At 63.4% G+C, this 12,601-nt stretch carries 10 protein-coding genes; 6 read left to right on the forward strand and 4 right to left on the reverse strand.

All coding sequences use genetic code 11. The features are described from left to right. Nucleotides 1-2 precede the first annotated feature (2 nt). Genes BGP00_RS02045 through BGP00_RS02055 form a run of 3 tightly spaced genes read left to right on the forward strand, consistent with a single transcriptional unit; the run spans nt 3 to nt 4,472 of the window. Nucleotides 3-2,393 (forward strand): TonB-dependent receptor, encoded by a 2,391-nt coding sequence (locus BGP00_RS02045; RefSeq protein ID WP_292921769.1) that lies wholly within the window; start codon nt 3-5, stop codon nt 2,391-2,393. Nucleotides 2,394-2,407: 14 nt separating this feature from the next. Further along, entirely contained in the window at nt 2,408-3,682 is a 1,275-nt protein-coding gene (locus BGP00_RS02050; protein WP_292921768.1) for a phosphatidylinositol-specific phospholipase C1-like protein, read from the forward strand. A gap of 31 nt (nt 3,683-3,713) precedes the next feature. Then, a complete protein-coding gene (locus tag BGP00_RS02055) occupies nt 3,714-4,472 on the forward strand; it encodes a hypothetical protein (protein WP_292921767.1) in 759 nt (252 codons plus the stop codon). A 79-nt stretch (nt 4,473-4,551) separates the two neighbouring features. Here BGP00_RS02055 and BGP00_RS02060 read toward each other — a convergent pair whose 3' ends face one another. The 3 genes from BGP00_RS02060 to BGP00_RS02070 form a co-directional block, all read right to left on the reverse strand. Continuing rightward, on the reverse strand, nt 4,552-5,148 hold the full coding sequence (locus tag BGP00_RS02060) for a LysE family translocator (RefSeq protein ID WP_292921766.1): 597 nt from the start codon (nt 5,146-5,148) through the stop codon (nt 4,552-4,554). 121 nt (nt 5,149-5,269) lie between these two features. Further along, nucleotides 5,270-6,076 (reverse strand): AraC family transcriptional regulator, encoded by an 807-nt coding sequence (locus tag BGP00_RS02065; protein ID WP_168601652.1) that lies wholly within the window; start codon nt 6,074-6,076, stop codon nt 5,270-5,272. Next, nucleotides 6,066-6,209 carry a hypothetical protein gene (locus tag BGP00_RS02070; protein ID WP_292921765.1) on the reverse strand — a complete coding sequence of 48 codons (144 nt, stop codon included), beginning with the start codon at nt 6,207-6,209 and terminating at the stop codon, nt 6,066-6,068. The genes BGP00_RS02065 and BGP00_RS02070 overlap by 11 nt, the downstream gene beginning before the upstream one ends. A gap of 112 nt (nt 6,210-6,321) precedes the next feature. Here BGP00_RS02070 and BGP00_RS02075 point away from each other — a divergent pair, with 112 nt between their 5' ends. Continuing rightward, on the forward strand, nt 6,322-8,457 hold the full coding sequence (locus tag BGP00_RS02075; RefSeq protein WP_292921763.1) for a hypothetical protein: 2,136 nt from the start codon (nt 6,322-6,324) through the stop codon (nt 8,455-8,457). Further along, the gene (locus BGP00_RS02080) at nt 8,454-9,176 is read left to right on the forward strand and encodes a DUF3142 domain-containing protein (protein ID WP_310013664.1); all 723 of its coding nucleotides are present in this window, start codon (nt 8,454-8,456) and stop codon (nt 9,174-9,176) included. The genes BGP00_RS02075 and BGP00_RS02080 overlap by 4 nt, the downstream gene beginning before the upstream one ends. Before the next feature lie 87 nt (nt 9,177-9,263). Here BGP00_RS02080 and BGP00_RS02085 read toward each other — a convergent pair whose 3' ends face one another. Next, nucleotides 9,264-10,223: a LysR family transcriptional regulator gene (locus tag BGP00_RS02085; RefSeq protein ID WP_168601648.1), complete on the reverse strand. Its 960-nt coding sequence runs from the start codon at nt 10,221-10,223 to the stop codon at nt 9,264-9,266. A gap of 104 nt (nt 10,224-10,327) precedes the next feature. On the opposite strand from BGP00_RS02085, the gene BGP00_RS02090 reads away from it, so the two are divergent. After that, nucleotides 10,328-12,598, forward strand: coding sequence for a TonB-dependent receptor (locus BGP00_RS02090; protein WP_292921759.1), 2,271 nt, complete (start codon nt 10,328-10,330; stop codon nt 12,596-12,598). Nucleotides 12,599-12,601 lie beyond the last annotated feature (3 nt).

The following is a 12,601-nucleotide window of genomic DNA, read 5'->3' on the forward strand; positions in this document are numbered from 1 at the left end:
TCATGACCAGTTTCCGCCGCCCGGCTTCTCTCACGCCTGCCTTGCTGCTTGCCGCCACGGCCATGACCGTCGTTCCCGTCGCGGCCCGCGCGGCCGATGCCCCTGCTGCCGATGCCGCGCCCGCGCTCGATCAGATCCTCGTTACGGCCGAGCGGCGCCAGGAAAAGATGCAGAATGTTCCCATCTCGATCATCTCGCTGAGCGGGGACGCCTTGCAGAACAGCGGTTATCAGTCGCTGACCGACCTGCAATACACCACGCCAGGACTGACCTATGATCCGACGCAGGGCGCGGCGTTCCAGATCCGCGGCGTGGGTTCGACCTCGTTTGACTTTTCAAATGCCAAATCGGTCAATGTGGTGGTCGATGATGTGGTGATGGACGCCCAGCGCGATCTGGGCATCACCGGCCTTGTCGATATCGAGCGCGTCGATGTGCTGATGGGGCCGCAGGGCACGCTGTTCGGCAAGAACTCCACCTCGGGCGTGATCGCCATCACCACCGTCAAGCCCAAGCTGAACGATTTTTCGGGCAAGGTCTATGCCAGCTATGGCGAACGCAATGACCGCACGATCAACGGCACGATCAACATTCCGCTGGGCCAGAAAGCAGCGCTGCGCATCAGCGCTTTCGATGTCGGACAGGACGGCAAGGGGCGCTATGTCACGCTCAACCGCAATTTGGGGCGTGTCGATGAATTCGGCGTGCGCGGCAAATTGCTGTGGCAACCTGCGCCGGATCTGGAAGTCATTCTGGCGGGCGAATATACTCATCACTTCGACACATCCGTGCGCACCGCCGTGGGCGGTCCGGCGGGCACCAGCTTTGCCCCCACTGCCGCCGTCACCGCCGCGCAGATCGCGCTGGGCGTGACGCCGGGGCCGCGCAATGTCGATACGGCCGATGGCTTTCTGGGCTCGATCAGCACCACCAATCAGGGCGGCTCGCTGCATGTCGCCTATAAACTGGGCGATCATACGCTGACCTCGATCACCGCCTATCGCGAAACCGCCTATGGCAACGACACGCCCGCCGACCTGCTGCCCAATGACGCCTATTCCTATATTTCGTACAATTCGGGCCGGTTGAAGACCGACAAATTCAGCGAGGAAGTGCATCTGGCCTCGCCCACCGGCGGTTTTGTCGAATATCTGATCGGCGGCTTTTACAACCGCCTGCACGCCAACCAGACGCAGGTGCAATGGGGGCCGCTGGGCACCAGTCCGCTGATCGTCAACGGCCAGATGATCAGCACGCTTTACGCCAATACCGGCGCCAATGATCCCGTGACCGGCAAGTTGCTGGGCAATGCGGTGCAGTTCAACGCGCATAACGAAACGCTGGCCGCCTTTGGTCAGGTCAAGTTCAACCCCACTTCGCGGCTCAGCCTGACGCTGGGCGGGCGCTATAACTATGACCGCAACGACCAGACGATCAGCTATCCCAATTTCGACCCGGTGGCGATTCTGGGCAGCCCGGTCAATTTCATCGCCACCGGCACGGCGCCGACGGCCGATTTCCGCTATGGTGTGAAATCCTCGCAGCGCTTCACCTATCGCATCGCGCCCACCTTCCAGCTCAACCGGAATGTGATGTTCTATGCCACCTATTCGACCGGCTACAAGCCGGGCGGCGTGGCCTTTGTCGGCAACAAGTATGACCCCTATAATCCGGAATCGGTAAAGAGCTGGGAAATCGGCGAAAAAGGGGAATTCTTCAACCACCGCCTGCGCGTCAATTTCGATGTCTTCTCCTCGAAATACACCAATTTCCAGGCCACGATCCTGACCCCGGTTTCAACGGGCGTGGGCGGGTTCATTCTGGCTTCGGCCATCGGCAATGCGCCGGGCCTGCGCAGCCGGGGCTTTGAGGCGCAGGTGGCGGTCAAGCCCACGCACAGCCTGTCGCTGTCGGGCGCCCTGACCTATACCGATGCCAAATTCACCGATTATGTGGCCGGCGCCAATGCCAATTACACCGGCACGCGCCTGACCAACGCGCCGCGCTGGATGTCGACGATCGCCGCCGATTACAACGCGCCGATCAATGACAAATTCGACATCAAAGCGCATGTGGAATATGTCTATCGCTCCGATCTGCAGACTGTGACCGGCGCGATGCTGGGCAATATCACCGCGCCCGCCGTCACCAATCCCGACGGCACCAAGACACCCAATGCCAGCTATTCCTATGTGCCGGGCTATGGTCTGGTGAACGGGCGGATCACACTGGCCCGCGCCAATGACAAGGTGGAACTGGGCATCTATGCCCGCAACCTGTTCAACCAGTATTTCTCGACCGGATGGCAGATCTATGGCGCGCTGGGCCTGCTGCATTACACCTCGCCCGATGCCTATCGCACGGTCGGCGCCTTTGCCCAGGTCAAGTTCTGAAAGGCGCCCTTGCGATGAAAGGCAAATTTTTGCGCGGCGGCGTCGCCATGGCCTTGGCCATGGTGGCGACCGCTGCGGCCCCGGCGGCGGCAGCCCGCCCCGGCGCCTGCCGTCTGGACGCGCCGGACGTGGCCCATGCCGGGCGCGGCTGCGCAGAGCGCTGGATGGATACCAATCTGCGGGTCAACGATCTGCTGACGGTAGGGACGCACAACAGCTACAAACGCGCCATTCCTCCCGCCGATTACCGGCTGATCGCCGGTGCTGATCCCAAGGCGGCGCAGGAACTGGACTATGCCCACAAGTCCCTTGCCGCCCAGCTCGATTTCGGCGCGCGCGAGATCGAGATCGATGTGGTCTATGATCCGCAGGGGGGCCGCTATGCCCATCCCCAAATCGCTGCGCGGACACAAACGGCGCTGGATCCGGGCTGGGTGCAGGCCATGCAGCAGCCCGACTTCAAGGTGCAGCATGTGCCCGATGTCGATTTCCGCTCCAGCTGCATCACGTTCAAGGCCTGTCTTGGCCTCTTGCGCGACTGGTCGCGCGCGCATCCCCGCCATGCCCCCATCACTGTCCTCATCAACGCCAAGGACGGCAGGACAGCACCGGGGCGCACACCGCTGCTTTCCTTCGACGAGGCAGCCTTCGACGCGCTGGACGCCGAAGTGCGCGCGGTCCTGCCCGCCGCGCAATTGCTGACGCCTGACGATGTGCAGGGCCATTATCCCACCTTGCGCGAGGCGGTCCTGCACAACAACTGGCCCCGGCTGGGCGCGGCGCGCGGGCGCATCCTTTTCGCGCTGGACGAAACGCCCGAGAAGGTAGCCCTCTATCGCGGGCATCGCTCGTCGCTGGAAGGGCGCGTGATGTTTATCAACACCGACGAGCAATCGCCCGCCGCCGCCTATCTGACCCTGAACAGGCCGGTGGAGGACGCAGAGCGCATCGCCCGCGATGTGAAGGCCGGTTTTCTGGTGCGCACCCGCGCCGACGAAGGCACATGGCAGGCCCGCAACAATGACACCGCCCATCGCGACACGGCCCTGCATTCCGGCGCGCAGGTGGTTTCCACCGACTATCTCTGGGCCGATCCGCGCTTTCCCGGCGGCTTCAGCGTCGGTCTCCCCGGCCATGCGGCCAGCCTGTGCAACACGATGCGGACCGGCAACCGCTGCGGCGGCCTGCCCGTGGAGGTGACAGGGAGGAAGGATCGGGCCGCGGCACAAGCGGCGCCTATCGTCCGGCCGGCGCGCCGTGATCCGGCTCCGGGTCTTTCGGCGCCATGATCAGGATTTTGCCAATATCGGGGATGGAACCATGACGACACGCCGTACTCTCATCAAAGGCGCGACGGCGGCCATCATGGGCGCCACAGCCACCACCGCCGAGGCGCTGGCCGGTGTCGGCCCGAAAGCAGGTCTGGAAGAGCTGATGGTCACGCACATGGCCCAGGAACTGGGCAGCGAAAGCGTGGCACGAAAGCTGGCGCCGCTTGTGTTCGAGGCGACGATGCTTTGGACCTATCCCCAAATGCCCGCAGGGGATGCCGACGCGCTCATCGCCTACAGCTTCGGCAACCGCATTCCGGAAACCGGCGCCAAGGGCCAAAGTCCAGGGCCGGACGGATCGGTGCCCGGCCCGATCAACGCCCGACTTGCCCAGGCCGTAGGCGAAATTCGCGCGATCAAGGACGTGCCGGTTTATGCGCAATGGGAAATCGCGACGATCCTGCAAGAGACCTTTCACATGGAGCGCGTCATTCCGATTTACCCGGAGCGAGGCCCGGATGGAAAAATCGTCTATCTGAGCACCGAAGGCGTCGCCAAAGCCGTCCTGCGCCTTGCGGGCGGTGCCCAGGCATTGGGCCGCGTGGGCATTGTCGGCCATCGCGATCACGTCAAACGCTGCATCCTGATGTCGCAATCCGTCGGCCTGAGAGCGGCAGCGATCAGCGGCATATCCTTGCCGGTCGAATATGACATGCAATCGGGCCAGGCATGGACGCGGGACAGGGCAACCTATCTGCTGGGCGATATGATTGCCCAATTGGCGATGAAGAGAGCGGCGCTGCTGTAAACACTGTCCCCCGAGGCCGGTGCGATCAGAGGCTGGGCGCCACAGTCCGAGCCAAACGGGGCGGCGCGCCGGCGGTTCATCACAACCCATGCCATAGGATATAGCCGACGGAGATGAGCAGGGCCAAGGCCATGGTGCGATTGAACAGGCGCATCGATCCCTGGGGGACGCGCGAACCTCCCCAGGCCCAGAGCGCCAGCGATGGCCAGCAGATCACGCCAGACAGGATCACGAAAGCCATCAACCCTCCGCGCGGATCTCTGAGCGGCAGAATGAAGGTGGAGAGGGCCGAGAGCACGACCAGCCATGCCTTGGGATTGAGTCCCTGCACCATCACGCCGGACCAGAAGCCCGGAATGGAGCGCGCCCGCGCCGCTCCGATCGCGCCGTCGCTGCGCGCCAGCCCCCATGCCATCCATAGCAGATAGGCCGAGCCGAGCAGCGTCATCGGCCGCGCAACCGTCAGGATCGATCCGGCCTGCGCCAGCATGCCCGTGCCGCAGATCAACAGCAGCGCGAGGAAGCTGACCGTCGCGCCGGTCACGAAAGGGAGAGCCCGGACGGTGCCGTACCGCGTACCCGTCATGGCGCCGATGATATTGACCGGTCCCGGTGTTGCCGAACCTGCCAGCGCAAAGCTGCTCATTGCCAACAGCGTTTCGACAGGCGGCAGCATCAGGACCTTCCCGATCGGTTGGCGGGGTGATCGGGGGCGGGGCATGAAGACATGGGGACAGTTCCTTTCGCCGCCTTGCTCGCAGCAAAAGGAACGCAGGGATTGAACGAAATTGACCTGCTCAGTGGCGGATAAGCGCGCCCGGCGTGACGCCCAGATAGCGACGGAAGTGGCGGATCATATGCGCCTGATCGCTGAAACCAGCGGCAAGCGCCGCTTGCGCCGAAGGGATCCCCGCCAGCAGCAGATGCCGGGCAAAATCGACGCGCGCGCGCAGCACATGGCCGTGCGGCGTCATGCCTGTAGCCCGCACGGTTGCGCGGATAAGATAGGACGGGGTCCAGCCGGTGTCGACGGCAAGGTCAGCCAGCGTCAGGGCCTCGCCGGTTTCGACGCCGGATCGGATGCGGTCCATCATTCTTTGAATGGCGACAGGTTCTCGGCCGGGCTGGCGCAGTTCGGCCCGGGCATAATGGGCGAAAGTCAGCGCCAAAACGTCATGGACCGCCTCCTCGACAACCAGTCGGTAGTCCGGAGCGCCCGGCACACGGAGGCAGTTGGTCAACCGCGCCAAGGCCCGTGACACCTTCAGGTCGCGGTCAGGCGTGGCTATTTCTGGAAAACCCCTCAGCACCCGCAGACCCAGTATCGCCCTTACGGCGTCTTCGTCGGCATAAAGCATGCTGTATCGCACCTGACCTGCGGCGGCATGGCCGGTATGCGGCTCCTGGGGGTTCATCAGCGAAAGCGATCCGGTCGGGAGCACCATGCTCTCTCCGCGGCAGACATAGCCCCCTGCGCCATCGACAATCGCGCCGATGGCAAAACCCTCATGCGCGTGGCGGGCAAATGTCTGGTTGCTGAAGGCGGCTTCGAACAGTTCCGTGCCGTGATACCAGGCGAAGTGATGATAGCGACTACGAGGCATAGGCTTTCCATACCATCAGAACAGCGATGGAAGAAAGCAGCCGATTGCCGGGCTTGCTGTTCGCCCCATCCATGGCGTGTGATCCGGCGCTGCGCCATGCCGGAAATTGCCCGGTCCGATGCATTGTCAGCATGTCCCTTGGCCGCTACTGTCCCATCATGAACGGCAGGGGGCGAAGCATGGTGTTTTTCCAAAAGGTGAGGAAAACCGGTCGCTTATCCTCTCGAAAGGCCTTCCATGCGGCGATGACGGGCGCAGCGTTGCTCGGTTTTGCCGGTCTCGCATGGGCCTGCGCGGATGTCACCAGTTACCCGGTCTGGCGTCTGGCGGCGCCGGAGTATGACGAGGTCGGTCGTCCGGCTATCGCGCCGGGCAACGACACCCGGATCAACCTGCTCTGGCTGATGCGCAGCCTGCATCCGGTGGGCGACACGGGCGCGGCCTATCCCGAACCGGATTGGGCCACGGAGCAGCTCGGCCACAGTTTCCTGACATGGTCATCCATGCGCGCCGCCCTTTGGCCCCATCCGCAGCCGACGGATGATACATCGGCAAGAGGCGACCCGGCTTGCGCGGCCCCGGGGCAGGCGGAATTCGCAGCGGCGCTGGCGGCCAATGCCGCCGTGCCGGTCAGCGAAAGGAGCACCCTGCTGGCTCTGCGTGCCAAGGTCGGCTGCGGACCCGTGGACTGGGCGGTGACGGTGAACAGTGCGCAAGGCAGGGAATTTCTCGCCTATCTCAAGGCAGCTGCGGCTTTCCATGCCGCCGACTGGCAGGCCGCGCGCGATGGTTTTGCCACATTGACGCGGGCTCGGGATCCGTGGGTGGCCGAAACCTCTGCCTACATGCCGATCCGCATTGCCCTTCAACATGCGGCGGCGGGGGCAACCGACCAATATGGCAATTTCGATGGCGGTAAAGTCGATGTCGGCGCCGCCGTGGAGGCTGGACGCGCCATTGCCGCTTATCTCAAGGCATGGCCGCATGGCCGTTATACCGCCTCGGCGCAGGGCCTGACACGGCGGGTGCTGTGGCTGCGGGGCGATATGGCGGAACTGGCCCACTCATATGAGCATCTGGCCGCCACCACGCCCCCGGACAGCGAAGCGGCCGCCGATCTTGCCGAGGAAATTGACGGCAAGCTGCTGGCCGAAGGCAAGGCCGATGACGTCATTCGCCGGGCGGGCGACATGCCGCTGCTGCTGGCCGTCACCGACATGCGACAGATGCGCAAGGCCCGTTCATACAGCGAAACCGCGCCATCGACAGATCCGGCCGGGCCCGCCAAGCTGCCGCTCAGCGCCAATGAACTTGCAGCCCAGAAAGCCGTATTCGGCGGCCGCCCCGACCTGTTTGCTTTCCTTCAGGCGACACATGCCTATTATTCGGGCGAACCTTCTGCCAGCATTCTGGCCGCCATTCCCGCAGACACGCATACGCCCGGCGCAACTCCGCTGGCCTTCAGCCGACAGGTCCTGCGCGGCATGGCGCTGGCCGATAGCCGCGATGCGGGTGAGGCGGGTTTCTGGGCCGGGCTGATCGCGGCGGGCCGGCCGCTCTATCAGCGTCCCTTTGCCGAATTGGGCCTTGCCGTCCACTGGCAGCGTCAGGACCGGCTGGACCTGATATTCGCGCCCGGATCGCCGATCGAAGACCAGATGACGCGCGAGATCCTGCTCCAGACCATCGCGCCGCCGTCGATCCTGCGCGCCGAGGCCGCCAACACCGGTCGGCCGGAGCACGAGCGCGACATCGCCCGTTTCATCCTGCTCTATAAGAGCCTGTCGCACGGTGCCTATGCCGATTTCGTGCGTGATGTGGCCTTGGTTCCCACAGGGGCGCCGCCGGGGACACTCTACGATTTCGCGGGCGAGAATCCGGTCGCGGTCGGGCTGTTCGCCCATGGCAAATGGTCCGATGGCTTTGCCTGCCCGCCGCTGGCTCAAACTGCGGCGACGCTGGCCCGCTCGCCGCTCGATCGGCCCGCCCGGCTGTGTCTGGGCGATTTCTGGCGCCTCAACGGATTCGATACTTTCGCGCCTCTCAGCACCGCGAGGATGGTATGGGGCATCTCTGTCGGCCCTGAGACTTTGGGCAATGCGCCTGATCGATTTCCGGGCGCGCCGCTGCGCCGCGATGCGATCTATGCCGCCATCCTGGCCGATCCGCAGGCCACCCCGGACGAGCGCGCCTATGCGCTCTATCGGTCGGTGATGTGCTATGCGCCGGGCGGCTACAATGAATGCGCGGGCGTGTTCCTGACCGCGGACGCGATGAACAAGGCATCGGTCGCCAAATCGCAGCGGCAGGCGTGGTTCCTCGAACTGAAGCGACGCTATCCCGACAGCCCATGGGCCAAGACGCTGCGTTACTACTGGTGAGGCGCGTCCTTGCCCTGATGGTGTCGATGCTGTTGGCGGGGTGCCGCCAGGCCCCGCCGCCGCCTGCATCAGGGCAGACGGTCGATCCGCGCCATTATGCTTCGTTCTATCTGTGGCCGGGGGTGAGCCCATCGGCCGATCTCCGGCCGAAATTGCTGTATCTGCTCGACGGCGAGGTGCGGCGCGGCGGACCTCCCCGGTTCCTGCGGCTCCGCCCGGGGGTCCCGAAGCTCTCCCCTACGCCGCTATGGCTTGTGGTACGGGTGGAGCGGCTGGATTGGAATGAAAGTGTCGAAGCGGCTTTGATTGCCGACCTCGACCGCTGGCGCATGGCAGGCAACAATGTGGTCGGGCTTCAGGTGGACTTTGATGCAGCCACCCATGGGATCGGCCGCTATCGTCAGTTTCTGACCAATCTGCGCGCCCGGTTGCCCGCGCAATGGCGCCTGTCAATAACCGGTCTTATGGACTGGAGCGCGCATGGCGATCCGCAGGAATTGCGCGCTCTGCGTTCGGTGATCGACGAGGTTGTGATCCAGACCTATCAGGGCCGCCAGACAATTCCCGGTTACGAGGCCTATTTCCGCAAGATGCGCGGATTTCCGATCCCGTTCCGCGTTGCGCTGGTGCAAGGCGGCGCATGGAATCCGCCAACCGATTTGGCTGGGGAGCGGGCGTTTCTTGGTTATGTCGTGTTCCTGATGCGAACGACACATTGAAAGCAGCGCGAAATTGGCTCGGCGCAAGGATGCCTGATCGTTCCGCGCGAGGCGAAGCACCCTTTCGCTCATCCTGCAATCTATCAATCATGCGCCCGGAGACACTGCAATATCTGCCGGCAGAGCGGGCATCCTTTCCGCCATCACGGCGGCCGACCATTGCGTCAGGCGATCGATCAGCCAGACCATCGCGGGATCATTGGCCCGTGCGCGATGGCATTGGATCGCCTCATGCATGTCGGGAATGGCCACGGGCAGCGGCCAGTAACGGATGGGCAGATGCTGGGCAGCCTTGCGCGCCAGCGATTCATGCAGGATCGCCAGTCGCCCTGTCCCCACCAGCAATTGGGGCACCACGCCAAAAGTGGTGGTCGTCAGCGCATTTTTGATGGTGACGCCCTGAAGCGCAAGCTGGTGATTGGCAAAGGACGAAGTGACGGAGCGCCCGATCAGCACCGATATGAACCGCGCGGCCTGCAGATCCTCCAGACCGGGCGCACGCTGGACCAACGGGTTTTCAGCCCAACCGGCCACCACATGCCGCTCCTGAAAGAAATTGACCGCAGGGTGGCGGTCGCTGACATAATCGCGCGGGGTGATCAGCAGGTCGACGTCGCCGCCCTCCAGCATGGCAATCGCATTGTCATGGGGCGAAACGATATCCAGGCGCACATCGGGCGCCTCCTGCTCGATTTGCGGCAACAAATCGCCCAGCACCGCGACCAAAATGAAATCCGAGGCCATCACCCGAAACCGGCGCGTGGAAGTGGCCGGATCGAAATGGGCGGGCGTGTTGACCAGCGCTTCCAGATCGCCCAGCACCGATTTGACGCCCGGTTGCAGCCGCAGGGCAAAGGCCGTCGGGATCATCCGCTTGCCATGCTGCACCAGCAGCGGATCTTCGAAATGCAGCCGCAGCCGTGCCAGCGCGGCGCTGATCGCGGGCTGGCTGACATGCAGCAATTGGGCCGCGCGGGTGACGCTGCGCTGATCGATCAGCATGTCGAGGACCTGAAGCAGGTTGAGATCGAGACCCTTGAATCGCATTAGTTGATTTGCTTTCGTTATCCATTCGATAAATACAAAATATTTCCTTTATACAAAAGCCTTTGCCATCCTCTCTTCACATAAAACACATGGGGAGACAGGTTATGCACCTGAAATATATGCTGATGGCCTCTGCCTTGATTGCCGGTCCCGCGCTGGCGCAGGGCCAAAATCCGGCGCCGAATGAGGGCCAGAGCGCCGGTTTGCAGGACATTGTCGTGACCGCCCAGCGGCGTGAGGAAAACCTGCAGAAGGCAGCTCTGGCCGTCAGCGCCGTGGGTGGTGACACGCTGGTCAAGCAATCGGTGACGCAGGCCACCGACCTTTCGCGTCTGGTGCCCGCGCTGCAGGTGGCCCCGGCGGCTTCCTTCACACAGATTTATATGCGCGGCATCGGCAGTTTCGGCGCCAATGCCTTTGCCGAGCAGGGCGTGGCCTTCAACCTTGACGGCATTTATCTGTCGCGCCCGGCCGCGCCCGCCGCGCTGTTCTATGATCTCGAACGGATCGAGGCGCTCAAAGGGCCGCAGGGCACGCTCTATGGCCGCAATGCCAGCGGCGGCGCGCTCAATGTCATCACCGCCAAGCCCAAGCTGGGCGAAACGAGCGGCTTTGTGAATGCCGAATATGGCAATTACAATGCGTTCAAAACCTCCGCCGCGATCAACCTGCCGCTGGGCGAGCAATGGGCCGCGCGCGTGTCGGGCCAATATGCCCGCCATGACGGCTATATGAGCGATGGCTATGATGACGAGAACACCGGCGCCCTGCGCGGCCAGTTGAAGTTCGACAACCGCGCCGGGATCAACGCCACGCTGATGCTGGATTACGGCCATGTGGGCGGCAAGGGTTCGGGCGGCACGATCATGCCCCTGATCGGCAATGGCCGCCTTGGCGCCAGCGATCCGGCGGTGGTGGCCGCCTATCTGGCGCAAAGCCCCACCGCCCCGGTTCCGCAGATCATCGCCAAAAACGATGGTTTTCAGAACAACAATTATTATGGCGCGGCGCTGACCGCCAATGCCGATCTGGGCTTTGCCACGCTGACGGTGATCCCGGCATGGCGCAAGACCGATCTCGATTTCCAATCCTATGCCTCCGCCTTCCTGATCCGCGACATCGAGAAATCGCGTCAGGGTTCGGTTGAGGCGCGGCTTGCCAACCGCTCCGGCCCGGTCAACTGGGTGGCGGGCGTCTATTGGTTCGACGAACATGTCGATGCCCGGCAGCGCTATGATCAGGGCAGCAACGGGCTGCAGATCAACTCCCTGCTCGATACCAAGAGCCTTGCCGCCTTTGGTCAGGCGACCGTGACTGTCGCGCCCTCGTTCCGGGTAACGGGCGGCCTGCGCTATACCGACGACCACAAGCAGCAGTTGACCAATTTCACCACCATGCCCTTTGTCGGCTTTGTCAGCCCGGCCACCGGCAATTTCACGCCGATCTTCGCCAATATCCCGGCCGTCGCCACATCCGACGTGCATTTCCGCAAGGCGACGTGGAAGGCTGGCGTGGAATATGATGTCGCGCCGCGCAGCCTGCTCTATGCCTCGGTTGCGACAGGTTTCAAGTCGGGGGCGCTCTATGCCGCTGCGGGCCAGAATTATTCCGCGCCGGAAAATCTTACCGCCTATACTATCGGGTCCAAGAACCGCTTTCTCGACAACCGGCTGCAGTTGAATGTCGAGGCCTTCTGGTGGGATTACCGCAACCAGCAGGTGTCGCATCTGGGGCCGGTGCAGGTGGCCACCACGCCCGGCGGGCCGGTCTATGCTCCGGTTTTCCTGACGGAAAATGCGGGCGCGGCCAAGCTCTATGGCATCGAGGCCGAAGTGCTGTTCAAGCCGACCAGCGATGACCTGTTCACCGCCGACATCCAGTGGCTCCATGCCCGCTACAAGAGCTTTGGCTATCTTGCCTATTCCTCATCGGGCGCCACACCGGCGGTGGGCTGCGCGGTCACGCCCACCTCGCGCCTTGCCGCCACGGCGGGCGCGGCCATTTCCAGCGTGGATTGCTCCGGCCGCCCGGTGGTCAATGCGCCGGACTGGACAGTCAATCTGGCCTATGAACACAAGTTCGCGCTGAAGAGCGGGGCCAGCCTCACGCTGGGCGCCGACACGCGCGTGCAAAGCGCCAGCTATGTCTCTATCGACTATCTGGCCGGTGGACGACAGGGCGCCTATATGGCCAGCAACGCAAGGTTGCAGTTCGAACCCGCGGGCGGCCGCTACTCGCTCACGGCCTTCGTCAACAACCTTGAAAACACCACCATCTTTGCCGCCAGCTTCCAGAGCCCGGTCAAGAATGGCGTGCTCTATAATCAATTGCGCCCGCCCCGCACCTTTGGAGTGCGCGCTTCGATGCGCTTCTGATGG

The organism is Novosphingobium sp. 63-713 (genome assembly GCF_001898925.1).
GTDB lineage: Bacteria > Pseudomonadota > Alphaproteobacteria > Sphingomonadales > Sphingomonadaceae > Novosphingobium.